This is a genomic window from Flavobacterium cheniae (assembly GCF_004363695.1).
In the GTDB taxonomy this organism is placed as follows: domain Bacteria; phylum Bacteroidota; class Bacteroidia; order Flavobacteriales; family Flavobacteriaceae; genus Flavobacterium; species Flavobacterium cheniae.
In genome coordinates, this window is sequence record NZ_SNZC01000001.1 from 819311 (window position 1) to 844383 (window position 25073).

24 protein-coding genes are annotated in these 25073 nt (G+C 32.6%); 2 read left to right on the top strand and 22 right to left on the bottom strand.

All coding sequences use genetic code 11. The features are described 5' to 3' along the window. Positions 1-112: 112 nt before the first annotated feature. From C8D80_RS03950 to sucC, 4 genes are all read right to left on the bottom strand, one after another. Positions 113-676 carry a chalcone isomerase family protein gene (locus tag C8D80_RS03950; RefSeq protein ID WP_133607580.1) on the bottom strand — a complete coding sequence of 188 codons (564 nt, stop codon included), beginning with the start codon at positions 674-676 and terminating at the stop codon, positions 113-115. 21 nt (positions 677-697) lie between these two features. Then, positions 698-1621: a YihY/virulence factor BrkB family protein gene (locus C8D80_RS03955; RefSeq protein ID WP_133607582.1), complete on the bottom strand. Its 924-nt coding sequence runs from the start codon at positions 1619-1621 to the stop codon at positions 698-700. A gap of 3 nt (positions 1622-1624) precedes the next feature. Then, positions 1625-2482, bottom strand: coding sequence for a carboxylating nicotinate-nucleotide diphosphorylase (nadC, locus tag C8D80_RS03960; RefSeq protein WP_133607584.1), 858 nt, complete (start codon positions 2480-2482; stop codon positions 1625-1627). A gap of 122 nt (positions 2483-2604) precedes the next feature. Continuing rightward, positions 2605-3798, bottom strand: a complete 1194-nt coding sequence (gene sucC / locus C8D80_RS03965) for an ADP-forming succinate--CoA ligase subunit beta (protein WP_133607586.1) — start codon at positions 3796-3798, stop codon at positions 2605-2607. A gap of 236 nt (positions 3799-4034) precedes the next feature. Here sucC and lysA point away from each other — a divergent pair, with 236 nt between their 5' ends. Beyond that, positions 4035-5240 (top strand): diaminopimelate decarboxylase, encoded by a 1206-nt coding sequence (lysA, locus tag C8D80_RS03970; protein WP_133607588.1) that lies wholly within the window; start codon positions 4035-4037, stop codon positions 5238-5240. A gap of 106 nt (positions 5241-5346) precedes the next feature. On the opposite strand, the gene C8D80_RS03975 is transcribed toward lysA, so the two are convergent. From C8D80_RS03975 to C8D80_RS04005, 7 genes are all read right to left on the bottom strand, one after another. Then, positions 5347-5859 carry a hypothetical protein gene (locus C8D80_RS03975; RefSeq protein WP_133607590.1) on the bottom strand — a complete coding sequence of 171 codons (513 nt, stop codon included), beginning with the start codon at positions 5857-5859 and terminating at the stop codon, positions 5347-5349. 8 nt (positions 5860-5867) lie between these two features. Continuing rightward, positions 5868-7478 (bottom strand): alkaline phosphatase PafA, encoded by a 1611-nt coding sequence (gene pafA, locus C8D80_RS03980; RefSeq protein WP_133607592.1) that lies wholly within the window; start codon positions 7476-7478, stop codon positions 5868-5870. Between the two features lie 112 nt (positions 7479-7590). Then, complete coding sequence (locus C8D80_RS03985; RefSeq protein WP_133607594.1) at positions 7591-8019, bottom strand: hypothetical protein; 429 nt, start codon at positions 8017-8019, stop codon at positions 7591-7593. Between the two features lie 12 nt (positions 8020-8031). Beyond that, positions 8032-8976 (bottom strand): NAD(P)H-dependent flavin oxidoreductase, encoded by a 945-nt coding sequence (locus C8D80_RS03990; RefSeq protein ID WP_133607596.1) that lies wholly within the window; start codon positions 8974-8976, stop codon positions 8032-8034. 15 nt (positions 8977-8991) lie between these two features. After that, entirely contained in the window at positions 8992-9927 is a 936-nt protein-coding gene (locus tag C8D80_RS03995; protein ID WP_133607598.1) for a calcium/sodium antiporter, read from the bottom strand. 13 nt (positions 9928-9940) lie between these two features. Beyond that, on the bottom strand, positions 9941-11128 hold the full coding sequence (mnmA, locus tag C8D80_RS04000) for a tRNA 2-thiouridine(34) synthase MnmA (protein WP_133607600.1): 1188 nt from the start codon (positions 11126-11128) through the stop codon (positions 9941-9943). Continuing rightward, the gene (locus C8D80_RS04005) at positions 11129-11893 is read right to left on the bottom strand and encodes a toxin-antitoxin system YwqK family antitoxin (protein WP_133607603.1); all 765 of its coding nucleotides are present in this window, start codon (positions 11891-11893) and stop codon (positions 11129-11131) included. 184 nt (positions 11894-12077) lie between these two features. Between C8D80_RS04005 and C8D80_RS04010 the strand changes: the two genes are divergently transcribed. After that, positions 12078-13028, top strand: a complete 951-nt coding sequence (locus C8D80_RS04010) for a fasciclin domain-containing protein (RefSeq protein ID WP_133607607.1) — start codon at positions 12078-12080, stop codon at positions 13026-13028. 61 nt (positions 13029-13089) lie between these two features. Here the strand turns inward: C8D80_RS04010 and proC are convergent, their stop codons facing one another. The 11 genes from proC to C8D80_RS04065 form a co-directional block, all read right to left on the bottom strand. Beyond that, entirely contained in the window at positions 13090-13890 is an 801-nt protein-coding gene (gene proC, locus C8D80_RS04015; RefSeq protein WP_133607610.1) for a pyrroline-5-carboxylate reductase, read from the bottom strand. A gap of 55 nt (positions 13891-13945) precedes the next feature. Further along, positions 13946-15838, bottom strand: coding sequence for a membrane protein insertase YidC (gene yidC / locus C8D80_RS04020; protein WP_133607613.1), 1893 nt, complete (start codon positions 15836-15838; stop codon positions 13946-13948). A 36-nt stretch (positions 15839-15874) separates the two neighbouring features. Further along, a complete protein-coding gene (locus tag C8D80_RS04025) occupies positions 15875-17488 on the bottom strand; it encodes a CTP synthase (RefSeq protein WP_133607615.1) in 1614 nt (537 codons plus the stop codon). Between the two features lie 127 nt (positions 17489-17615). After that, on the bottom strand, positions 17616-17846 hold the full coding sequence (locus C8D80_RS04030; protein ID WP_133607617.1) for a DUF3820 family protein: 231 nt from the start codon (positions 17844-17846) through the stop codon (positions 17616-17618). Positions 17847-17882: 36 nt separating this feature from the next. Beyond that, positions 17883-18455 carry a hypothetical protein gene (locus C8D80_RS04035; RefSeq protein ID WP_133607619.1) on the bottom strand — a complete coding sequence of 191 codons (573 nt, stop codon included), beginning with the start codon at positions 18453-18455 and terminating at the stop codon, positions 17883-17885. An 85-nt stretch (positions 18456-18540) separates the two neighbouring features. Further along, positions 18541-18945, bottom strand: a complete 405-nt coding sequence (locus tag C8D80_RS04040) for an OsmC family protein (RefSeq protein WP_133607622.1) — start codon at positions 18943-18945, stop codon at positions 18541-18543. Further along, positions 18945-20828: a LysM peptidoglycan-binding domain-containing protein gene (locus tag C8D80_RS04045; RefSeq protein WP_133607624.1), complete on the bottom strand. Its 1884-nt coding sequence runs from the start codon at positions 20826-20828 to the stop codon at positions 18945-18947. Before C8D80_RS04045 ends, C8D80_RS04040 begins: the two co-directional genes overlap by 1 nt. A gap of 113 nt (positions 20829-20941) precedes the next feature. Then, the gene (gene guaA / locus C8D80_RS04050; RefSeq protein ID WP_133607626.1) at positions 20942-22474 is read right to left on the bottom strand and encodes a glutamine-hydrolyzing GMP synthase; all 1533 of its coding nucleotides are present in this window, start codon (positions 22472-22474) and stop codon (positions 20942-20944) included. A 72-nt stretch (positions 22475-22546) separates the two neighbouring features. Then, the gene (locus tag C8D80_RS04055; protein WP_133607628.1) at positions 22547-23725 is read right to left on the bottom strand and encodes an AIR synthase related protein; all 1179 of its coding nucleotides are present in this window, start codon (positions 23723-23725) and stop codon (positions 22547-22549) included. 75 nt (positions 23726-23800) lie between these two features. Further along, positions 23801-24247: a hypothetical protein gene (locus C8D80_RS04060; protein WP_133607630.1), complete on the bottom strand. Its 447-nt coding sequence runs from the start codon at positions 24245-24247 to the stop codon at positions 23801-23803. Further along, complete coding sequence (locus C8D80_RS04065) at positions 24244-25068, bottom strand: OmpA family protein (RefSeq protein WP_133607632.1); 825 nt, start codon at positions 25066-25068, stop codon at positions 24244-24246. Before C8D80_RS04065 ends, C8D80_RS04060 begins: the two co-directional genes overlap by 4 nt. Positions 25069-25073 lie beyond the last annotated feature (5 nt).

Consider the following 25073-nt stretch of genomic DNA (forward strand, 5'->3'; position numbering starts at 1 on the left):
CAAATATAGTTTGAAAAAGAGAATAGAGAAAAGAAAAAAGAGAAAAGATGAACAACTACAATAAAAAAAGCGTCCTCGAATGAGAACGCTTGATCTATATTTTTAGTTAGAATTATTTCCCTAACATTTCGTCTTTTAAGTCTTTATCAGCTGGTTTGTCGCATAACCAAATTCCGAATAAAGCTTTTTTGAAATCATGTCCTTCAATACTTCCTTTTTTAACTCCGTTTTTGTAAACAACAACTCCTTCGTTTGGCACATTGATAATAATGAAAACATCACCTTTTTTAATTTCTTCTTTAAAGAAACCTTTGAATTTGTCAATTTTAGCTTTTAATGGTGCTGTTTTTTTACCAGTTGCATTTTCAAAACCTTCATTAATAGCCGAAACCATTTTTTCAGAAGTAATCAAACCTGAAACGATGTTTAATTTGATAGCAGCTCCTTCTTTACTGTTCATTACTTCAGAGGCATTTGCACTTTTTTTCTCTAAATATAAAGCTCCCACATACATGTCCATAAACATTTTAACACGAGTTCCAGCTCCGTTTAATACTAAAGATTGCCCTTCTAAATTCATTTTAGCATCTACCTTAACTCCTGCTACAGTTTTTTGTGCATTTACAGTAAATACAGTTGCAATCAACATTAAAAATGTAATAACTTGTTTTCTCATAATTTATTTTTTTTAGTTTGGTTAAATATATAAATTTTTTCTTTTCAATTTTGAAATAGTTGCATTTAATTCGAAACCTAATAACAAAACCATGCAATTTATCCAGATGTAAAACATTAATACAAGAAGTGTACCAATTGAACCATACAACTCATTATACTTAGCAAATTTAGTTACATATATTCCAAAAATATAAGAGGAAATCACAATTAAAATGGTGGTAAAAACCGCACCATAACTTATAAATGCAATGCTTGAAGTTTCTTTTGCTCCAAACTTATATAATATTGAAGTTGTGATTAAAATCATTAAAAGTATGAATCCATATCTACTCCATTCAATCACTGAAACATCTGCAACATAACCTCTAATATTGATCTTTTGAATCATTACCTCAGCAATAACGATAGCCGCAACTGTAATTAATAAAATCATCGACAACACCAAAGAAATGGCTAAAGAAATAAAATATTGTCTAAAAAAACCTCTAGTAATAGTAATGTGAGCCGACATTTCAAATCCGCCCAAAATAGCATTAATACCATTGGTCATCAATAAAATGGACAAAATAAAACCTGATGAAAGCAAGCCTTGATGGCTGGTTTCCATAATATCTCTCAAAATAGCTTCAATAGCGTCATAAGTATTAGGCGGAACACCTTCTTCTACAAACTCTAAAAAATCGGCTTGAAAATTCTCTAACGGAATAAACGGAATTAAATTCAGAATAAATAAAGCAAATGGAAATAACGCCATAAAGAAACTAAACGCAATAGAACTGGCTCTGTATGAAAAAGCGCCTTTGAAAATTCCCAAAACATAAAGTTCCAAAATATCATAAAGTGACAAGCCTTCTAAAGTTTTTAGCTTTATGGCTTTGGTAATTGCAACCAATTGCTTTACAACAGGAATTTTATTGAGTTTATTTTCTATTTCTTCGGACATAATTTATATTGCTTTTAAACTTAAATCCATATTATAAACTGAATGCGTTAATGCGCCAGAAGAAATATAATTCACACCACATTCTGCATAATTGCGAATGGTTTTTTCATTGATGTTTCCTGAAGATTCTGTCAAACTTTGATCTCCAATCATAGCTACTGCTTTCTTAGTCGTTTCGTAATCGAAATTATCTAACAAAATTCGGTAAACGCCGCCAGCATCTAAAATTTGCTGTACTTCGTCTAAATTTCTGGCTTCAACAATGATTTTTAAATCTTTATTATTATCGATTAAATATTGCTTTGTTTTTGCTATCGCTTGCGGAATTCCTCCTGCAAAATCGTTATGATTGTCTTTCAACATAATCATATCGTACAAAGCAAAACGATGATTTTCACCTCCACCAATTTTCACTGCCCATTTCTCGATGGCACGAATTCCTGGTGTGGTTTTTCTAGTATCTAAAATTTTAGTATTTGTTCCTTCTAATAGATCAACAAACATTTTGGTTTTTGTTGCGATAGCGCTCATTCGTTGCATCGAATTTAATACCAGACGCTCTGCTTTCAAAATTGATTGTGAACTTCCTGAAACATGAAAAACAACATCACCATATTTTACTCTTTCACCATCATTGATAAAAGTTTCCAGTTTCATGTCTTTATCTACATAATGAAAAATCATTTTGGCAAATTCTACTCCAGCAATAATTCCCTCATCTTTAACTAATAACTTCGCTTTTCCTTGAGCTGAAGCTGGAATACATGCGAGTGAACTATGATCGCCATCTCCAACATCTTCACGAATGGCATTACTAATAATTAACTCTAATTCTTTTTGAAATTGCGCTTCTGAAATCATGGTTTGTAAATTGAATTGCTAATGTAAGAAATCCTTTGAAGTTTAAAAAATATTGAGCCTGTAAAAACAAAAAACTCCCAGATAAATCTGAGAGTTTCTTTATGATTGAATTTAAAATTCGATTAAGATAAAGCTGCTTTAACTTGGTCAGCTGCTTCTTGGAATTGAACTGCAGATAAAATTGGCATACCTGAATTATCGATTAATTCTTTAGCAATTTCTGCGTTTGTTCCTTGTAAACGAACGATGATTGGCACTGTAATAGCGTCACCCATGTTTTTGTAAGCATCTACAACACCTTGAGCAACACGGTCACAACGAACGATACCACCAAAAATGTTAATTAAAATAGCTTTTACATTAGGATCTTTTAAGATAATACGGAAAGCAGTTTCAACACGTTTTGCATCAGCAGTTCCACCTACGTCTAAGAAGTTAGCTGGTTCAAAACCTGCATATTTAATTAAGTCCATAGTAGCCATTGCTAAACCAGCTCCGTTTACCATACAACCTACAGTTCCATCTAAATCTACGTAGTTTAATCCTACTTCTTTAGCTTCAACTTCGATTGGATTTTCTTCTCTAACGTCTCTCATTTCAGCATATTTTGCTTGTCTGAATAAAGCGTTATCGTCGATATTTACTTTAGCATCAACTGCTAAGATTTTATTGTCAGATGTTTTTAATACAGGGTTGATTTCAAACATTGATGAATCAGAACCGATATACGCTTTGTATAAAGCATCGATAAATTTCACCATTTCTTTGAAAGCATCTCCAGATAAACCTAAATTGAAAGCAATTTTTCTAGCTTGGAAACCTTGTAATCCGTAAGCAGGATCAATTTCTTCTGTAAAGATTAAGTGTGGTGTGTGCTCAGCAACTTCTTCGATATCCATTCCACCTTCTGTAGAATACATAATCATGTTACGTCCAGTTGCTCTGTTTAATAAAACAGAAACATAGAATTCAGAAGTTTCGCTTTCACCAGGATAATAAACATCTTCAGCAATTAATACTTTGTGAACTGTTTTTCCTTCTGGTGGAGTTTGTGGCGTAATTAACTGCATTCCGATGATTTGCTCAGAAATTTCAGTTACTTGGTCTAAGTTTTTAGCTAACTTAACTCCTCCACCTTTTCCTCTACCTCCAGCATGGATTTGTGCTTTTACTACGTACCAACTTGTACCTGTTTCTGTAGTTAATTGTTTTGCTGCAGCTAACGCCTCAACTGGATTGTTTGCAACAATACCACGTTGAACACGTACTCCATAACTAGCTAGGATTTCTTTACCCTGATATTCGTGTATGTTCATAATTGTTATGCGTTTATCTTGTTTAAAAAAGTGCCACAAAAATAGCAAAGTAATTTTTAATGGACTAACTTTTTTTCGTTTAATTTGGGAATTTGATATACATATTCTTATTAAAAGCGCAAGTTAAAAAATTTTCAAATGTTATAAATAAAACATTTTGTTATTTTTTGTTAATAATTGTTTTAAAAATTGCATTGAATTAATATTGATTTACTTTTGCATCAAATTAAATAACAATGAAACCAGAAGTATTACAACAATTAGCAACAGAATTTGGAAGTCCGTTATATGTATATGATGCGGAAAAAATTGCCTTTCAATACAACCGATTACAAAATGCATTTAGCAAAGTAGAACGTTTTAAGGTGCATTATGCCGTTAAAGCATTATCGAATGTTTCTGTTTTGAAATACTTAAAAAGTTTAGGTTCTGGATTGGATACTGTTTCTTTACAAGAAGTGCAATTGGGATTACACGCTGGTATTGAACCAAAAGACATTATTTATACTCCTAATGGTGTTTCGATGGAAGAAATTGAAGAAGTAGCGCAATTAGGTGTTCAAATTAATATTGATAATTTATCGATTTTGGAGCAATTTGGAACAAAACACCCAACAATTCCAGTTTGTATTCGAATTAATCCTCACGTGATGGCTGGTGGAAATGCGAATATTTCGGTAGGTCATATTGATAGTAAATTTGGGATTTCAATTCATCAATTGCCTCATATTTTGAGAATTATTGAAAATACGAAAATGCACATCAATGGCATTCACATGCATACAGGTTCTGATATTTTAGATGTAGAAGTATTTTTATATGCGGCTGAAATCCTATTTGAAACGGCTAAAAATTTCCCAGCATTAGATTTTATTGATTTTGGAAGTGGATTTAAAGTGCCTTACAAAAAAGGAGATATCGAAACCAATGTAGAAGAATTCGGAAGAAAATTAACAAAACGCTTTTTAGCTTTCGAAAAAGAATATGGTCGTCCATTGACTTTAGCTTTTGAGCCTGGAAAATTCTTGGTAAGTGAAGCGGGTTATTTCTTAGCGAAAGTAAACGTGGTAAAACAAACCACTTCAACTGTTTTTGCTGGAATTGATTCTGGATTCAATCATTTGATTCGTCCGATGTTATATGGAGCACAACATCATATTGAAAATATATCTAATCCAAAAGGAAAAGAGCGTTACTACTCGGTAGTAGGTTATATCTGCGAAACCGACACTTTTGCTAGCAACCGAAGAATTACTGAAATTCACGAAGGTGATATTTTATGTTTTAGAAACGCAGGTGCTTATTGCTTTTCAATGGCATCTAACTACAACTCACGACTAAAACCAGCCGAAGTACTATGGAAAGACGGAAAAGGTCACTTAATCAGAGAACGCGAAACGTTTGATGATATTTTGAAAAATCAAGTTATGATTGAAATTTAGTTTTATAGTTAAGTAAAGAAAAGCCCGGATTAATTATTAATTCGGGTTTTTTGATTTTACTTTACTGGAATTTCATGAATTAGTACGAATAAAAAAGCACCAAATTTTAGTTTGATGCTTTTTTATTATACTGACTTTCTGTATTTTTCTTTAATCTGTAAATGTATCTTTCATCTTCTAATAAAATACCTTTTGAATTAAGTGATTTCAACTTTTCATTATCAAAATAAACATCCATTTTATTCAATTTAGGATAAACAACAAAAATAGAATCATGAAATTTATGATAATCTCCTTCTTCAAAACTATCCCAATCTGCTTGAACTTTTCTCAAAACTATTCTTTCTATCGAATCAGTCTTTAAGTCAAAATAAACTCTTCTTTCAGAAAAACCAGCCTCTGGATTAAATCTAAATTTCAAATATTTAAGTTTTGAATCTATAAAAAAACTCTCTTGTGGTACTAAACCATCCTCTAAATATTTAAATTCTTCTGCATTTGTATTGGCAATAGCTGTTCTAAACTCTTTCTCTAAATCAGAATCTAAAATGTCATTATTTGAATTTTCACATCCAATAAATAAAAAAGATAAAAATAGAAGTCTAATAAAAATATTCATAAATAAATTTACTTACTTAAAACCTCCAACAAAACCTTACCATCAGAACTATTTGGCATAGTAATTTTTAGCATTTGTGTGATAGTTGGTGCTATTTGCGTGATTTCTTTTCTGTCGTGAGTTTGTCCTTTTTTGATGTTCCAACCAAAGAAAATTAACGGAACGTGTGTGTCATAAGAATAAGGCGAACCGTGTGTTGTTCCGGTTGAAGAATATTCTACATAACCTGGTTTGAAAATCATAATTAATTCCCCGTTTTGTGTTGGGTCATATCCTTTTGTGATGAAGTCTAAATAGTAATCACTTGGATTTCCGTTGGTGATTTCTTCTTCAGTGTAAACACGCTTGATGTAATCTTGCTTGTGTAAATAATCTTTGAAGGTTTGTTTTACCTCTTGTAAATTCAAGCCTTTTGCTTTTACTTTTGCTTTATCAAAAAATAGGTTATAATTCGAATAATCTAACACCAAGTTTTCTCCAAAAGTAGTTTCTGAGAATTCTTTCAACTCTTTTTGAATGTTTTTATAATTGATGTTATCTACTTTGTATTTATTGTCTTTCAAATACGTCACATTTTCCGCTCCAGCGTGATCTGCTGTTAAGAAAACCAAGTAATTTCCTTTTCCAACGGTTTTGTCTAAGTAAGCTAAGAAATCAGCAATAGTTTCGTCCAAACGCAAATAAGTGTCTTGTAATTCGATAGAACGAGGACCTAAAACGTGTCCGATGTAATCAGTTGAAGAGAAACTTACGGCTAAGAAATCGGTAATATTATCTTTTCCTAAATTTTCGCTTTCGATGGCTTTTTTAGCAAAATCAGCTAATAAATTATTTCCATAAGGCGTTGAACGTAGAATTCCAGCATCATTTGCATCATACATATCTTGTAAATTGTATGGCATAAACGGCGCTTTTTTATACAATTTCCCTTCGTATGGATTGTTATCGGTTAAGCTTTCGTTATAGGTTTCTTTTGGTTTTAATAAATCCCAACCTTTGGTTACGTATTTTAAATAATTTTTCTCAGCATTGAATTGCGTTGCCCAATCTGGAAGTTTTTCTCCGTAATACGTACTTGAAATAAAAGCTCCGGTTTTACTGTACCAAAAAGCCCAATCTGCAAAATGTCCAGCTGGAAGAATTGCACCTCTATCTTTAATACTCATTCCAATTACTTTACCCTTGAAATTAGTTGAAAGTTTCAATTCGTCAGTAATGGTAGAACTTTGCAAGTTTCTTGGCGACATTTTTCCTTCTTTTTTAGAATCGTCTCCAATAGTTGAAACCGTTTCATCATCGGTACAATACATTTCTTTTCCAGTCGCTTTATTGAACCATTCATTACCTACAATTCCGTGAACCGATGGTGTTGTTCCAGTATAAACTGAAGCATGACCAGGAGCTGTATATGTAGGCATATAATTGTAATGTGTGTTATGAAAAGTATATCCTTCTTTCATTAATCGTTTGAAACCATTTTCTGAAAAGTCGCTTGAAAAACGGTATAAGTATTCCATTTTCATTTGGTCTACTACGATTCCAACTACTAATTTTGGTTTATCTTGCGCAGTTCCTGTAAAAGAAACTAGAACAACTAACAAGGCTAAGGCTTTTTTCATTTTAAAACTATTTTATACAAAAGTACGTTTTTGATGTAAATGGAATGTTAATAAATAAAAAAATGACTTTCTATTGCATTCAATAAAAAGTCATTTTAATTATAATTTAAACTTATTTCTTCTTTGCAGGTTTATCTTCAAGAACCGTCATATTGTAAGCAATAATCATGTCTTCGTATGTAATATACAATTGATTTCTGCCTCCTTGTTTCTTTCTGGTGTAAATAGTTAAAACACATTCTACTCCATTGTTATCCACACAATTGAATTTAACTACATCGTCGTCTCCAATCGTTTCTTGATTTCCATATTTCATAATAGAAAACAGCTGAAGTACTTCTGAATAAACTACAATTCGGTGACTTTCCATGTCCAAAAGGACAGTCATTTCTGATTTTTGCAATTTCGACCAATCGCTCCAATTTCCTTTTTTGTCTTTCTGGCTTACCATATATCCAGAAGTTTTGAAATTAAATTTTTGAGCATAAGTAGTAACCGATGCAAAAAACAAAAACAATAGTATGTATTTTAAACTCTTCATTTCGTTGTTATATTAAAATTCAAAGGTAGTTACCTCTTTTCTAGCAGCGTTAAATTCCGTTATGATATTATCAACAATAGTTTCAACAGGCAAAATATCGTGAATTAATCCGGCAATTTGACCAATTTCTAATTCTCCTTCAACTAAATCGCCTTCAAACATACCTCTTTTTGCTCTTCTTTTACCTAATAATGCTTCTAAATCTTCTTTTGATGGACATTTAGCGTACAATTCCTGCACATCATTATAGAATTTATTTTTGATAAGTCGAACCGGAGCCAATTCTTTTAATGTTAATTGCGTATCTCCTTCTCCTGTTTCCACAATTGTTCTTTTGAACTCATCATGTGCAGAACTTTCAGTTGAAGCAGCAAAACGACTTCCCATTTGAACGCCATCGGCACCTAAAGTCATAGCGGCTAGCATTCCTCTTCCTGTTGCAATTCCTCCTGCAGCAATTAATGGAATTGAAATTTGTTCGCGTACCATTGGAATTAAGGTTAACGTTGTTGTTTCTTCTCTTCCGTTGTGTCCACCTGCTTCAAAACCTTCAGCAACTACAGCATCTACTCCAGCTTCTTGTGCTTTTAGTGCGAATTTAGAACTACTAACTACATGTACAACAGTTATGCCATTTTCTTTTAAAAACGGAGTCCAAGTTTTTGGATTTCCTGCAGAAGTAAAAACGATTTTCACACCTTCTTCTTTCAGAATTTGCATAATTTCTTCAATGTTTGGATATAACATTGGAACATTTACTCCAAAAGGTTTATCGGTTGCCTTTTTACATTTTTGAATATGTTCTCTTAACACTTCTGGATACATAGAACCAGCACCAATTAATCCTAAACCACCAGCGTTACTTACGGCACTTGCCAGTTTATAACCACTATTCCAAATCATTCCTCCTTGGATAATTGGGTATTTTATATTGAAGAGTTGGGTAATTTTATTCATGAGTAAAAATATATTTTAAGAAAAAGAAGTATAAATAAAAACGGCGTAAGCTAAAATTAGTAAAACACCTTCTTTAAAAAAAAGGCTACTACGTCGAGTAAACAGAACTAACGGCATTAAAGCAACCGCAAATCCTAACATCCAAATTAAATCGTGAGATATCATTTTTTGATCAATATTGTTAATTGGACTTATAATGGCTGATATTCCTAAAACACCCAATATATTAAAAATATTCGAACCTATTACATTACCAATTGCAATATCTGATTCTTTTTTTAATGCTGCTATAACTGAAGATGTTAATTCTGGTATACTTGTTCCCATTGAAACAACTGTAATTGCAATAATTCGATCACTAACTCCAAAATTTTTGGCTACATTTACGGCTCCTTTGACTAATAATTCAGATCCCAACCAGAGAGCAGCTCCTCCAAAAAACAAAAATAAAAATAGTTTTAATAACGTTTGCTCTTTAGTTGTTTCATTTGGTAATTCTACTATAATATTTTTATTAATTTTTATAAGATATACCAGAAACAAAATAAATAAAATTAGAAAGATAAATCCTTCTGTTCTACTTATACTATTATCAAACCATAGAAAGAAAGCTAATAAAAAAGATGCAATTATTTTAACTGGCCAATCTAAGGTATAAAATGTAGGACTCACCTTAATAGAATTAATTAATAAAACAATTCCAAGAATTAATCCTACGTTTCCAATGTTTGAACCTATAACATTTCCTACAGCTATATTTGAAAACCCTTGTAATGCAGCTTTTACACTTACAATGAGTTCAGGAGCCGAAGTAGCAATAGATACAACTGTTAATCCAATTATGATTTTAGAAATTTTTAACTTTAAAGAAAAACCTACAGATGCCTTTAAAAGCCAATCAGCTCCAAAAACTAATAATCCTAATCCAACAATAATGTATAAAAAATTCATCTATAATTAAAATTTAAGCTATTACACCGCTACCTAAAATTTCATCATTCAAATGCCAAGCAACAAATTGTCCTTCAGTGATTGCGGATTGCGGACTTTCAAAAACCACATACATTCCGTCTTTAAATTGATTCAAAGTTGCTTTTTGTAAAGGTTGACGGTAACGAATTCTTGCCATTACTTCCATTTTTTCTCCTTCTTTTAAAGCTAAATCTTCTCTAATCCAATGAATCTCTTCATTTGCAATAAACAATGCTTTTTTGAATAATCCAGGATGTTGATTTCCTTGACCAGTATACACAATATTTTTCTCTACATCAGTTTCTATGATGAATAAAGGCTCTTTGGTTCCACCTACATTTAAACCTTTGCGTTGGCCTTTTGTAAAATAATGAGCGCCTTGATGCTTACCCATAACTTTGCCAGGTACTTTTAGATAATCAATTCGTCTCGATTCAAAAGCAAAAGCTTCTTCTTCTGAATTGAATTGTGGTTTTTCTTGATGATATATTTCGGCTTCTGCTGGAATTTCAATAATTACTCCTTCTTTTGACTGTAATTTTTGTTGTAAAAATTCAGGTAAGCGCACTTTCCCTATAAAACAAAGTCCTTGCGAATCTTTCTTTTCAGCTGTAATTAAATCTAATTTGGATGCAATTTCACGAACTTCTGGTTTTGTTAATTCGCCAATAGGAAATAACGCTTTTGAAAGTTGCTCTTGTGATAATTGACAAAGAAAATAAGATTGATCTTTATTGCCATCTTTACCTGCTAATAATTGGTAAATTTCTTTTCCGTCTTTTTCAATCGTTCCTTTACGGCAATAATGTCCAGTTGCTACATAATCGGCACCTAAAGACATAGCAATTTTCATGAAAACATCAAATTTGATTTCTCGGTTACACAATACGTCAGGATTTGGAGTTCTTCCTTTTTCGTATTCGTTAAACATATAATCAACGATTTTCTCTTTGTATTGTTCGGATAAATCAACGGTTTGAAATGGAACTCCTAACTTTTCAGCTACTAACAAAGCATCATTACTATCTTCTAACCATGGACATTCATTTGAAATAGTTACAGAATCATCGTGCCAATTCTTCATGAATAGACCAATAACTTCATATCCTTGTTCTTTTAATAAATATGCGGCAACACTAGAATCTACTCCACCTGAAAGTCCTACTACAACTCTTTTCATTTATTCTTGTCCTCCTTTTTCTTGTTTTAATTGTTCTAGCGTTTTAGATGCTTCTTTGGCATTTCTTTGCTCGTATTTTATTAATTCTTGTCCGAATTTAGAAGCTTTTACTTCCTTTATAACTTTGTTTTTTTCGAAAAACTTCCAAGTTCCAACACGTTTTCCGTTTACGTAATTTCCTTCATACATTTTATTTCCCATTCCATCGTAATAAGAAGCAACACCATCATATTGTCCATTCTTATATATAAGAGACTCTAATAATTGCCCTTTTTCGGAATATGTCTTTGATTTTCCAATTTTGATTCCTGCTTTGTAATTAGTTTCTTCAGCAACTGTTCCGTCTTTGTAGAATACTTTTCGAATTCCTTCTAATTTACCACCTTTATAAAATTCTTGCGACATTAATTGTTTTGATTCGAAATGATAATATTTCCATTCGCCTTCAGGAAGCTTGTTCACTAAAGCACCTTCACTTACTTTATTCCCTTTTTGATCAAAAAAATTAGCATAACAAGAGCCATCTCCTTTTGAAAAATCTCTTGTAGCTATAACTGTTCCTGCCTTTGTATCATCAAAATATTTAAAAACACCCGTTTCTTTACCATGACTAAAAGTACCTTCATATCTAACACGATTCGATTCTTTATGAGTTCCTCTCCATAAACCATGGCGGTTACCTTTATCGTCTAATTGATTGATTTTATCTTGACTAAAGCCTAAAATTGAGATTAAAATTACAAAAATTACAGAAATTTGTTTCATTATATTAAGTATTGTTTAATTTATTAATTAGTAATCATACATTAAATATTGAAAAATCAAATATTAGACCAAATACTGATTAAACAAAAAATAAATGTGAGTTAAATCTGCTATACAACGCAGTAAAATAGTTTTTTATTCGTTTAATCTTTTTTAATTTTGATTAAACAAAAAATAAAACACTATGAAAAACTATGCAAAATTAATCAAATTAACGTTACTAGTAGTAAGTTCTACGATAATGTTTTCATGTTCTGATGATGACTCTACAACTCAAGACAGAACAATAACTGAATTCATTTCAAAAAATCCTACGTTTACAAACCTCTATGCAGCTTTAGAAAAAGCAGAATTATCAGAAACACTAAATCAAAGTGGACAATTTACAATTTTTGCTCCTACAAACGAAGCATTTGCTGAATTTTTAGCTGTAAACGGATTTGAAAATCTTGAAGATGTTCCTACGCCAGTTTTAAAAGAGATTCTACTAAATCATGTTTTAAATGCAAGAGTACCTTCATCTGATGTAAGTACAGGATATGTTAAAACGCTTGCAAAAGGAAGCGCTTCTTCAACAAATACTTTAAGCATGTTTATCAATGTTACAGAAAGTGGCGTTAGAATAAATGGTGTATCTAGTGTAACTGCTTTTGATATCAATGCTAGCAATGGTGTTGTACACGTTGTAGACGCTGTTATTGGATTACCAACAATCGTAACACATGCTTTAGCAAATCCAAACTTTAGCAACTTGGTTGGAGCACTTACAAGTCCTGGTCAACCTGATTTTGTGGGAATACTTTCTGGAAATACAAATTCACCATTTACCGTTTTTGCCCCATCAAATGCAGCTTTTTCAAGATTTGAAACTCAAAATCCTGGTACTCTTGGAAGTCTAACTTCTGGTCAATTAACTTCTGTTTTAACATACCATGTTGTAGCTGGTGCAAATGTATTATCAACTGGGATTCCATCAGGACCTATAACTACATTTGAAACAGGAACCTTTACTGTGAATGGTACAACAATTACAGATGAAGCAGGAAGACAAACTAATATTGTTGCAGTTGATGTTCAAGCTGCTAATGGCGTAATTCATGTTTTAGATAATGTAATCTTACCTAATCTAAATTAATTCGTTTCTATAAATAAAATTGCTATGAACAAAAAACGCTTTCCAATGGAAAGCGTTTTTTTTATGAACCTAATTCTAATGCTCTTGCATTTGCAGCTTCTATTCCTTCTATAACAATTTCTTGAAGCTCATTTTTATTAAACACTAACAAAGCCGCTTCGGTTGTTCCCCCTTTTGAAGCAACTCGTTGAATCCAAGCTTCGTTTGATAGTTTACTTCTATTTTGTAATTGAACAGAACCAGAAAAGGTTTGGCTCACCAAGAACTCTGCTTCAGATGCTGAAAAACCTAATCTAATTGCCGATTCAATCATAGCCTGCATAAAATAAAACACATAAGCTGGTCCACTACCTGAAACCGCTGTTGCGGCATTTAGCATTTCTTCTCTTTCAATATAAATTGATTTCCCTGTAGTGTTAATTAAATTCTGAACGATGAAAAGTTCTTTTCTATCTACTGCATTTGAAGCACAAAAAACGGTCATTCCCTCGCCTATTTGTGTTGGAATATTTGGCATTGATCGTACAATTTTAGAAACACCCAATTCATTTTGCATAGCTTCAATTGAAATCCCCGCCATTACTGATAAAATAACATGTTCTGGATTTAAGAAAGCTTTTATTTCAGAAGCCAATTGTTTGAAATCTTGTGGTTTCACAGCTAAAATCAAAATATCGGATTCAAAAATATTGGAATTAGGTTCGGTGAAAAAATTCACAGTATCGATTCCAAAACTATTCTTTTCTTCAATTTTAGTTTTATTCAAAATTAAAATATCTGATGCTCCTACAAACCCAGAACTCATAAAACTATTGGCATAGGTTTGTCCCATATTACCAAATCCAACAATGGCTACTTTCATAATGCGATATAAAAAAACCCTGTCGGTGCAGACAGGGTTTATATAAATATAAAACTTATTTTTTCTTTTGTGCGGCTTTTTGAGCTTCTGCTTGCTCCATCATTTCGCGCATTTTTCTTTGGAATTTACTTTCCTTTTTCTCTTTTGTTTTATTCTCTTGAATTTGAGCGTGAATTTTATCTTCTTTCACGATGTAATTCTTAATAACCAACATAATTCCGATAGTAATTAAGTTAGAGATGAAGTAATACAAACTCAATCCAGATGCATAATTGTTAAAGAAGAATAACATCATAACAGGGGAAATGTAAATCATAATTTTCATGATTTTACCCATATCTGGCATACCTTCTTGTGGTGGCGTGCTCATTGCTTGGTCTCCAGTTGTCATTTTCATATAGAAGAAAATAGCAATAGAAGCTAAAATTGGGAATAAACTCACGTGATTTCCATAAAAAGGAATACTAAAACCATTTGGAAAATAGTAAATCGCATCAAATGAAGATAAATCATCTGCCCATAAGAACGATTTTTGTCTTAAATCGAACATCGATGGGAAGAACTGAAACAACGCATAGAAAATAGGCATTTGCATCAAGGCTGGTAAACATCCTGCCATAGGATTTACACCGGCTTTAGAATACAACTTCATAGTTTCTTGTTGTTTCTTCATTGGATTGTCCTTGAATTTTTCATTCAATTCTGTAATTTCAGGACGTAAAACCTTCATTTTTGCTTGTGACAAATAAGACTTGTATGTTACTGGCGACATTACAATACGAACTAAAATCGTAAACAATACAATCGCAATTCCGTATCCTACTCCTAATGCTGAAATTAATCCGAAAACTGGAATAAAAATATAACGGTTAATCCATCCGAAAATTCCCCAACCTAATGGTAAGATTTCGTCTAAATTTTTCTCGTATCCATCCAAAATTTCATATTTCGCTGGACCATAATACCAATTCATATTATAGTTTAAAGCACCATTTTTAAATTCTAAAGGAACTTGAGCTGTGAAATTTTTTGTAAAAACAGTATCAATTTCTTCATCATCAACTAAATTATCAGATTTGAATTTCGCTGTTTTGAATTTCGTATCTGTTAATAAAATTGAAGTAAATAAATGCTGTTTAAAAGCGATATAAGAAACATCAATTGCTTCGTCTTCAGAATCTTTTGCTGCATTTAAATAATCGTCTTTTCCATCTTCATATTCAAATACTAGCTCAGTATAACGGTTTTCATAAGAAACACTATTTTCGTTTCTGTATGATTTTAATTGCCATTCTAAATCTAACGGTTTAGAAGTATTCACTACTTTTTCTAACCCTTGAGAACGGATAGCAAAATCTAACATGTATTCGTTAGGTTTTAATACATAACGATATTCTAAAAACTGATCTGGACCTGCTTTTAATTGCAACGTTAAAACTTGATTTTTACCTTCAGTAGTTAACTTAGGCTCAAAATACATGTCTTTTGTATGCAACGTTCTGTTATCAGTTGTATTTAAAGCAATGTCTAAAGAAGCGTTTTTATCTTTAATGATTTGAACCGCTTTTTTCGAATTTTTCTCAAATTGATCAAATCCTAAAACAGTTGCTTCTGTAATATAACCTCCTTTATTAGAAATTTTAAGTGATAAAACTTCGTTTTTGATTTCAGTAACAGCATCTGTAGCTGATGGAAGTGTTGCAGAATATCCAAACGTACCTAATTGTGCTTGAGCTGCTGCATTTTTAGTAGAATCTGCTACTGGCGCTGCAGCAACCGTTGAAGTTACCGTTTTAACTTCTTTAGCTTGTTTGTCTAATTGCTCTTTTTTCTCTTTTTCCTTTTGTTCTTCTGGTGTTGGAGCATTTGAATATAACATCCAAATCAAAATTCCAGAAATCAATACAAATCCGATAATCGAATTAAGGTCTAATTTTTTTTCTTCCATCTACTTATTAGTGTTCAGTGTTCTTAATTGAACAGTTTATTTAGTTTTATGTTGTACAGCTGCAGCTACAAAACTCACAAAAAGTGGGTGTGGATTTGCGACTGTACTTTTATATTCAGGATGGTATTGAACGCCGATAAAGAAAGGATGTGTAGGAATTTCAACAATTTCTACCAACTTCGTATCTGGATTTACTCCAGAAGCTACTAATCCTGCTTTTTCTAATTCGTTTAAATACGCACCATTGAATTCGTAACGGTGACGGTGACGCTCCATAATCTCAGTTTTACCATAGATTTTTTGTGCCAACGTATTTTCTTTTATGCTACATTTCCATGCACCTAAACGCATAGTTCCTCCTTTGTTTTCAATATTTTTTTGCTCTTCCATTAAATTAATAACTGGATGAGTTGTATTTTCATTCATTTCGGTTGAATTGGCATCAGCGTAACCTAAAACGTTACGAGAATATTCAATAACCGCCATTTGCATTCCCAAACAAATTCCGAAAAACGGAATATTATTTTCTCTTGCATAACGAACCGTGTCGATTTTACCTTCAATTCCACGACCGCCAAAACCTGGTGCAACAAGTATACCATCTAAATCTTTCAACTGACTTTCTGCCGAATTGGCATCTAAATACTCAGAATGAATAGAAATCACGTTCACTTTTGTCTCGTTTGCAGCTCCAGCATGAATGAACGCCTCTAAAATCGATTTGTAAGAATCTTGCAATTCCACATATTTTCCAACCAAACCAATGTTTACTTCGTGCTTAGGATTTTTCAATCTAAATAAGAACTCGTTCCAGTTGTTTAAATCTGGTGTGTTTTTTTCTGGTAAATCTAATTTTTTCAACGCTACTCTATCCAATCCTTCTTCCAACATTAAATTTGGAACTTCATAAATAGTTGATGCATCAATCGATTGAATTACCGCTTCTTTTTTCACATTACAAAACAACGCTAATTTTTGACGTAAATCTTGCGAAATTTCATGTTCAGTTCTACACACTAAAATATCAGCTTTGATTCCGCTTTCCATTAAAGTTTTCACCGAATGCTGTGTTGGTTTCGTTTTTAATTCACCGGCAGCAGCCAAATATGGCACTAACGTTAAATGAATTACGATTCCGTTATTTTCACCTAATTCCCAAATCAATTGACGCACTGACTCGATATAAGGTAATGATTCAATATCTCCAACAGTTCCACCAATCTCAGTAATTACAATATCAAAATCACCCGATTTTCCAAGCAACTGCATGCGTTCCTTGATTTCGTTTGTGATATGAGGTACTACCTGAACCGTTTTTCCTAAAAATTCTCCTCTACGTTCTTTTTCAATAACTGAAAGATATACTCTTCCTGTAGTTACGTTGTTCGCTTGAGAAGTAGGAACGTTTAAAAAACGCTCGTAGTGACCTAAATCCAAATCCGTTTCTGCTCCATCGTCTGTCACATAACATTCTCCGTGTTCGTAAGGATTTAATGTTCCTGGATCCACATTGATGTACGGATCAAACTTTTGAATGGTCGTTCGGTATCCTCTGGCTTGCAATAATTTGGCTAACGAAGCTGCGATAATCCCTTTTCCTAAAGAAGAAGTCACACCTCCGGTAACAAAAATGTACTTAGTTTGGTTCATTGTATTGTTGTTGTGTTGTTGTTGCGATAAAATCTTTTATCTGTAATAAAATCGTGCAAAGATAACACTAATTAGTCAATGTGCCAATTAGTCGATGTATCAATTTTGTAATTAAATTGTAAACAATTTATTTTTGTTTTGGAAAGTTTCTACGGATGTTTCTAACCAGTTCTTCCAATCCATTTAGCTTGAGTTCGTGGACCAATTTTAATTGTTCGCCTAATTGTCCTTTTGGAAAACCTTTATTAGCATACCAAACCACATAATACTCCGGAAGGTCGATTAAGTAATAGCCTTCGTATTTGCCAAATGGCATTTTGGTGTGAGCAAGTTTTACGAGGAGTTCTTGGTTGGTCATTTTGTTTAGAGAATAGAAAAAAGAGAATTTTATTTTTTAATTACAGTGGGTCAAATATTGTCTTTCTTCAAAATGCTTTTGAATCTTACCTGTAACTGGATCCAAATGTAAAATTTCCTCATCTGAATAACAATCAAAAATTGCAATTGTGTTAAAAACAATCCAATAATATTCATTCTTTTTTGAATCGAATTCTAATCTTAAATTAATCTTTCTTACTGATTTTTTTAAATTTTGATTATCAATAATTTGATTAAGTTCTGTTCTATTAAGCCAATTTGATTTTTTATTCTCCAAGAGAAATTTTGGAATTCTTTCAATATCAATTCTTTCAACCAAATTGAGCGATGAGTCAAGATTCACATAAACTCTTTTGTCTACAAAGTCATATTCAAAATCAGGATGTTTACAACTAAAAACTATCTGTTTTGCACTTAAAAATTTTCCTTTTGTTCGCTTACCTTTTTTTAATCTAGCCCATTTAACGTTTCCCTTTTTATCTATATATTGATAAAAAGAATTATCATCAAAATTTAAATAACTAAAAAAATAATCTCCAACAGCTTCTCTGAGGCTATTATTAGCTTTTTTTAGTATGTCATCAGTCAAATAACTTTGACTTTTCAAAGTTATCGACACAAAGAATAACACTATTAAAAAAAATATCTTTTTATTCACATTAGAATATGATTTTTTACTTCCAATTAAAAACAATCTCTTTTTTAATATCTGGATGCAAGCTGTAAAAAACTGGGCATGTCATTGCGGTTCTTTCTAAAATTGTTTTTGTTTTTTCATCGGGATGAATTGAGAAATGGAAGGTTACATGAATTTCGGTAATTCTTCTTGGTTCGGTTCCCATGATTTTGGTTACTTCTGCGGTGGAACCTGAAAAATCTACGTCTAAATCACGGGCTTTGATTCCCATAACGGTGAACATGCAACTTGCTAATCCATTGGCAACAGTATCGGTTGGAGAAAAGGCTTCTCCTTTTCCGTTGTTATCAAGTGGTGCATCCGAAATAATTTCCGAACCTGATTGTAAATGTATAGAAGAGGTGCGTAAATCACCTAAGTAAGTCACTTTTGAAGTTGCCATTATTGTGCTTGTTTAATCGTTAAATCGCTGTCGTAATACAATAAATACGTTGCATTATTTGAAATTAATCCGTTACTAGAATTGTAATCAAATGCGTTTTCAATGTATTCTGTTTTGGTTGTCGCTGCTGATTTTACAAAACCTTCTGGTTGGCAAATTCTCAATAAAGCATCAAACGTTACATCGAAACCTTTTTTGGCTGCAGCATTTGGATAAATATTATTGATTTTCTTGAATTGCTTTTCAAATTGCTTTTCTTCTGGTGTTGAAGCTACTTTAGTTGCTGATGGAAATAATAATTTCAAATCAGCTAAGTTTTTCATTGGAATTTCCTCAAAATTCAACGCATCATACAATTCGAAAACTGCTAATTGAATATCATATTCTTTTTGCAATCCTTTTAAAATGTTGGTAATACTTAAAATTGTACTTGCTTTTTCAATTTCCATAAGTACAAAATTCTTTTGCCCTTTAACCAATTGTGTTTTTAAAAGCGCCACATCTAAAGCTCCTTTATCATTAAATAAAGCATGCTTAACTTCTGGATGATTCGCTGTTATAAAATCTTTTGAAGTTGTTTTTTTAGCACTAATGATCGCTACCACATTTCCGTTTTTCGATTTAAAATAATCAAACATCGAAGCACGTAAACGATCTTCTGCTGGAACCGTGTAATATAAATTTGGTAATGGCAATCCACGCTCTTTAGAAAGTGGTGAAATTACCGGAGTATTATATTTTGTTAGCAATTGTGCCGTTGTTTCAACAATTGAGTTTTGAAAAGGTCCAACAACAGCATCTACATTTTCAAAATCATTTTTAGAAATGATAGAAGCTACATTTGATGAATATTTAGTACTTTCTACATCGTAAACCTTAACATTTACAGGCAATCCAAGTACTTTAGCCGAATCAATTGCCATAAGCGCTCCAGCGTAAAAATCTAAAGTAAGGTTTAAGAATTTATTCGTTTTTAACTGCTCTGTTTTGGTTTTAACCGAATCTGTTTCAATTTTATTGATATTGAATGGTAACAACAAAACCATGTTTCTTTGTTTCGATTTATCAACCGTAGCTAATAAATTCACTTTGTTTTTAGCTACTAAAACAGAATCTTTTGCTTTTGTAATAACAGTTCCGTTAGAAGGCACTTTTAAAAGCATTCCAATTTTTAAACCATCTTGCAAATCTGGATTTAGCGTAATTAAATCACCTTGCGCAATATCAAACTTTTTAGAAAGACTATAAAGCGTTTCTTTAGGTTGCACTTCATATTCAACCAAAGTTATATTCGAAGGTTTTTTAACCTGAACTCCTGGTTTCAAAATTAAGGTTTGACCAACATTTAATCCGCCTACAATTTGTGGATTTAGTTGTTCTAATTCGGTAACAGTTAAGCCGTATCTTGTAGCAATACCATACTTAGTTTCTTTAGCCTCTACTAAGTGAGTAGTTGCATTTGTTGTTGCTTTTGGCTTAAAAAAAGTCGCCTGACTAGCATTAATATCTGCCGCTGAGGGTTTTGAAACGAATATTTCTTGACCAATTTTCAAACCATTTTGCAAAGCAACTTTGTTCCAATTTTCGATATCTGAAACGGAAACATTATATTTTTTGGAGATTCCAAAAAGCGTTTCTTTTTCACCTACTACATGCTTAATTGCTTTATTAACTGAGCCATTAGGAATTAGTAGTGTCGTGTTTTCTTTAACACCATTTTTCGCATCTGGATTTAATCTGTAAATATCAAAAGGCGTAACCTCGTACTTTTTTGCGATTTGAAAAACGGTTTCTCCTTTAGCTACAACATGTTTAATCTGAGATTGAACAGGTAACGCGAAAAGAAAAATCAAACTGAAAAGAAAAACAACTCTTTTTATCATAATCTTAATTTAAAAACAATACTAAACAAAAATTTCAATAGCAATTTATATCGTAAAAATAGAATAAAAATAATTGCTATTGAAATTTATATGTCGAATTTGAAAAATTTATTTTATTCCCATTCTATCGTTGCAGGCGGTTTCGAACTGATGTCATACACCACTCGGTTTACACCTCTAACGTTATTTATAATTTCATTAGAAATTTTCATTAAAAACTCATACGGTAAATGTACCCAATCCGCAGTCATTCCGTCTGTCGATTCTACTGCACGTAAAGCAACAACTTTTTCGTATGTACGTTCATCACCCATTACTCCTACGCTATTTACTGGTAACAAGATTGCTCCTGCTTGCCATACTTTATCGTATAATCCGTGTTCTTTTAATCCGTTGATGAAAACCGCATCTACTTCTTGCAAAATAGCTACTTTTTCTGGCGTAATATCTCCTAAAATACGAATCGCTAATCCTGGTCCAGGGAACGGATGACGACCTAATAATTCTTCATCGATTCCTAAACTTCTTCCTACTCTACGAACCTCATCTTTAAATAACATTCGTAAAGGCTCCACCACTTGCAATTTCATAAAATCAGGTAATCCACCTACATTATGATGCGATTTAATCGTTGCTGAAGGTCCACCCGTTGCTGAAACTGATTCAATAACATCAGGATAAATCGTACCTTGACCTAACCATTTTACATCGGTTAATTGGTGTGCTTCATCATCAAAAACTTCAATGAACGCTTTTCCAATGGCTTTACGTTTTGCTTCTGGATCATCTAACCCAGCTAACGCATCCAAAAAGCGTGCCGAAGCATCAACTCCTTTTACATTTAAGCCCATTCCTTTGTACTGATTTAATACATTTTGGAATTCATTTTTACGTAACAATCCGTTGTTTACGAAAATACAATATAAGTTTTCTCCGATTGCTTTATTCAATAAAACCGCTGCTACTGTTGAATCTACACCACCCGAAAGTCCCAAAACCACTTTATCGTTTCCGATTTTAGCTTTCATTTCGGCAACCACTTCTTCTACGAAAGCGTTTGGTGTGAAATTTTGAGGTACTTGTGCAATTTTCACTAAGAAGTTCTCCAACATTTGTTTTCCATCTGTTGAATGGTATACTTCTGGGTGAAATTGGATTGCATAAGTAGTTTCGCCTTCAATTTTATAAGCTGCGTTTTCTACATCTTTTGTGCTAGCAATCTTAACTCCGTTTGTTGGCAATTGTTTGATTGAATCCGAATGAGACATCCAAACTTGACTGTTTTCAGAAACACCTTCTAAAAACACTTCGTTTTCTTTGATGTAAGACAAATTTGCTCTTCCATATTCTCTTGTGTTTGAAGCCGCTACTTCTCCACCTGAAAAATGGGCTAAATATTGTGCTCCGTAACAAACTGCTAACAATGGCATTTTACCTCTAATTTGAGATAAATCTGGATGTAATGCTTCTTCAGAACGAACTGAACATGGGCTTCCGCCTAAGATTACGGCTTTGTATGATGATAAATCTGCTGGAATTTTATCGAATGGAAAAATCTCGCAGAAAATATTTAATTCTCTTACTCTTCGGGCAATTAATTGGGTGTATTGCGAACCGAAATCTAAAATTAATACGTTGTGTTGCATTTTATTGTTGTTGTGTTGTAAATTTTAATTTCATTAAAAACAGAAAGACAAGTCATGACTTGTCTCTACAGATTAATACTCAAATGTTCCGTATTCGGATGTAATTGTTAATTTCTTACTATCTGATTTCTCTACTCTTCCTACGATTTGTGCGTCGATGTTGAATGATTTTGAAATTTCAATGATATCTTGTGCTACCTCTGCAGGAATGTATACTTCCATTCTGTGACCACAGTTGAATACTTGGTACATTTCTTTCCAATCCGTTTTAGAATTTTCTTGAATCAGTTTAAATAATGGCGACACTGGAAATAAATTATCTTTAATCACATGAACATTTTCTACGAAGTGAAGCACTTTTGTTTGCGCACCACCACTGCAGTGAACCATTCCGTGAATTTTGTTTGAATTGTATTTTGATAAAATCTTTTTGATTACTGGGGCGTATGTTCTGGTTGGAGAAAGCACTAATTTCCCAGCGTCAATTGGACTATTTTCAACAGCATCTGTCAATTTAGTTTGACCTGAATACACTAATTCATTTGGAACTGAAGCATCAAAACTTTCTGGATATTTTTCCGCCAAATATTTCGAAAAAACATCATGACGAGCCGAAGTTAAACCATTGCTTCCCATTCCGCCGTTATATTCCTTTTCGTAAGTAGCTTGCCCAAAAGAAGCCAATCCTACAATAACATCTCCAGCTTGAATATTTGCGTTATCAATTACATCCGCACGTTTCATTCGAGCTGTAACTGTTGAATCTACGATGATGGTTCGAACTAAATCGCCTACATCAGCAGTTTCTCCACCGGTAGAATGAATCGTAACTCCGTGATTTTTTAAATCCGAAATTAATTCTTCTGTTCCATTGATGATGGCTGAAATAACTTCGCCAGGAATCAAATTTTTGTTTCTTCCAATGGTTGATGAAAGTAAAATATTATCGGTTGCTCCGACACATAATAAATCATCAATATTCATGATTAACGCATCTTGAGCAATTCCTTTCCATACCGAAATATCTCCAGTTTCTTTCCAATACATGTAGGCTAAGGAAGATTTTGTTCCTGCGCCATCAGCATGCATAATGATGCAATATTGGTCGTCGTTTGTTAAATAATCTGGGATGATTTTACAAAATGCTTGTGGAAATAAGCCTTTGTCGATGTTTTTGATAGCTTGGTGCACATCTTCTTTAGAAGCCGAAACTCCTCTTAAATTGTAGCGTTTGCTCGTATCAGAACTCATGAATGTAGTGTGTTGTTGTTGTGGCGCAAAGATAGTTCTAAAATTTAGAATTTAGAAGTATGAATTTAGAATTTGTTAAATTTTTATAACATGAACAGCTTCAACCAATTCCGAATCGTTGTTTGGAAACAAAATATTTTCAATTTTAAAAGTGGTAAAACATTCTCCAACAATAGATGAAACATCATAATTTACATCAATTTGATCCATCTGTAAAGTTGTTTCGTTGTTCAACTTGATAGCAAACGAATTTCCTGTTGCATTTGAAACCGGTGGAAATATCTGGATTACATTCAAATTTTCAATAAACTCATATGGAATAGCTGCTTCCTCTAAATCTTGAATAATTATTTGTTGTGCTGTATAGGTTTCGTTCTCAAACACATTTTCGCCAGTAGTTTCATCTATGATTTCAACAAAAAAAGAAGCTGGCGTAGGCTGATTTCCTTCATCACACTTATCATTACAACTAACTAATGAAACCGTTATTATTATTAAAAATAAACCTATTATTTTTTTCATCGTTTTTTACTTAAAATTTCAATTTCGACTCTTCGATTTGCTGCTGCTTGTTCAGGCGTTGCTTCGGGAATAGGATGTATGGGTTGTGAAACTCCAAACCCTTTTGTTTTTACACGATATTCCTGAATACCATTATAAACGAGAAAACGTTTAATTTGTTTTGCTCTATCGGTAGACAAATTTCGATAATCTTTATCAATACAACAAATGTGACCTTGAATTTCGATTATTAACTCAGGATTATTTTGCATTACAAACAACAAATCGTACAACGTTCCTTGTGATTCGGGCATGGTTGCGAAGGTATTTTGGTAGAAATTGATGTTTTTCAATGTGATTTTCGTCCCCACTTTTGCCAACTTTACTTTTTCAGCTAATGGCGCATCATCTGGAATTATTACTTCTGGCTCAACTTCTTTGATTCCCAAAACTTCATCTTCCTTATCTAAATCTTTTTCCAATAAATAATGAATGATGGCTTTTCTGTTTTCGGCTTTGCTTGTAGAAGTTGCTCCTTTTTCGCCAAGAGAAATACTTTTAAAATCGGGTCTGATGTTTATCTTTCCTTTAATTTGGTTAAAAACATGACTTACTCGCTTTTGAGATAAAGTGTCATTAAAACCAGTACTTCCTACTTCATCAGTTGAACCTGTAATGGATAAAATTTTTGACGTTGTATTTTCTGAAATCCATTTCTGAAGTTTAGCTGCTTCAACTTTGTTTAATTCGAACTTATTATTGTCAAAATAAAAAACAACTTGTTCCTGAGCAAAGGTTAGTTGAAACAGAACGAACAATATAACAGAATATAGAAATTTCATGAAGT

What these genes read in the sequence shown, in the direction of transcription:
- C8D80_RS03950 (WP_133607580.1), bottom strand. Translation starts at nt 676, where the DNA reads ATGAGAAAACAAGTTATTACATTTTTAATGTTGATTGCAACTGTATTT.
- C8D80_RS03955 (WP_133607582.1), bottom strand. Translation starts at nt 1,621, where the DNA reads ATGTCCGAAGAAATAGAAAATAAACTCAATAAAATTCCTGTTGTAAAG.
- nadC (WP_133607584.1), bottom strand. Translation starts at nt 2,482, where the DNA reads ATGATTTCAGAAGCGCAATTTCAAAAAGAATTAGAGTTAATTATTAGT.
- sucC (WP_133607586.1), bottom strand. Translation starts at nt 3,798, where the DNA reads ATGAACATACACGAATATCAGGGTAAAGAAATCCTAGCTAGTTATGGA.
- lysA (WP_133607588.1), top strand. Translation starts at nt 4,035, where the DNA reads ATGAAACCAGAAGTATTACAACAATTAGCAACAGAATTTGGAAGTCCG.
- C8D80_RS03975 (WP_133607590.1), bottom strand. Translation starts at nt 5,859, where the DNA reads ATGAATATTTTTATTAGACTTCTATTTTTATCTTTTTTATTTATTGGA.
- pafA (WP_133607592.1), bottom strand. Translation starts at nt 7,478, where the DNA reads ATGAAAAAAGCCTTAGCCTTGTTAGTTGTTCTAGTTTCTTTTACAGGA.
- C8D80_RS03985 (WP_133607594.1), bottom strand. Translation starts at nt 8,019, where the DNA reads ATGAAGAGTTTAAAATACATACTATTGTTTTTGTTTTTTGCATCGGTT.
- C8D80_RS03990 (WP_133607596.1), bottom strand. Translation starts at nt 8,976, where the DNA reads ATGAATAAAATTACCCAACTCTTCAATATAAAATACCCAATTATCCAA.
- C8D80_RS03995 (WP_133607598.1), bottom strand. Translation starts at nt 9,927, where the DNA reads ATGAATTTTTTATACATTATTGTTGGATTAGGATTATTAGTTTTTGGA.
- mnmA (WP_133607600.1), bottom strand. Translation starts at nt 11,128, where the DNA reads ATGAAAAGAGTTGTAGTAGGACTTTCAGGTGGAGTAGATTCTAGTGTT.
- C8D80_RS04005 (WP_133607603.1), bottom strand. Translation starts at nt 11,893, where the DNA reads ATGAAACAAATTTCTGTAATTTTTGTAATTTTAATCTCAATTTTAGGC.
- C8D80_RS04010 (WP_133607607.1), top strand. Translation starts at nt 12,078, where the DNA reads ATGAAAAACTATGCAAAATTAATCAAATTAACGTTACTAGTAGTAAGT.
- proC (WP_133607610.1), bottom strand. Translation starts at nt 13,890, where the DNA reads ATGAAAGTAGCCATTGTTGGATTTGGTAATATGGGACAAACCTATGCC.
- yidC (WP_133607613.1), bottom strand. Translation starts at nt 15,838, where the DNA reads ATGGAAGAAAAAAAATTAGACCTTAATTCGATTATCGGATTTGTATTG.
- C8D80_RS04025 (WP_133607615.1), bottom strand. Translation starts at nt 17,488, where the DNA reads ATGAACCAAACTAAGTACATTTTTGTTACCGGAGGTGTGACTTCTTCT.
- C8D80_RS04030 (WP_133607617.1), bottom strand. Translation starts at nt 17,846, where the DNA reads ATGACCAACCAAGAACTCCTCGTAAAACTTGCTCACACCAAAATGCCA.
- C8D80_RS04040 (WP_133607622.1), bottom strand. Translation starts at nt 18,945, where the DNA reads ATGGCAACTTCAAAAGTGACTTACTTAGGTGATTTACGCACCTCTTCT.
- C8D80_RS04045 (WP_133607624.1), bottom strand. Translation starts at nt 20,828, where the DNA reads ATGATAAAAAGAGTTGTTTTTCTTTTCAGTTTGATTTTTCTTTTCGCG.
- guaA (WP_133607626.1), bottom strand. Translation starts at nt 22,474, where the DNA reads ATGCAACACAACGTATTAATTTTAGATTTCGGTTCGCAATACACCCAA.
- C8D80_RS04055 (WP_133607628.1), bottom strand. Translation starts at nt 23,725, where the DNA reads ATGAGTTCTGATACGAGCAAACGCTACAATTTAAGAGGAGTTTCGGCT.
- C8D80_RS04060 (WP_133607630.1), bottom strand. Translation starts at nt 24,247, where the DNA reads ATGAAAAAAATAATAGGTTTATTTTTAATAATAATAACGGTTTCATTA.
- C8D80_RS04065 (WP_133607632.1), bottom strand. Translation starts at nt 25,068, where the DNA reads ATGAAATTTCTATATTCTGTTATATTGTTCGTTCTGTTTCAACTAACC.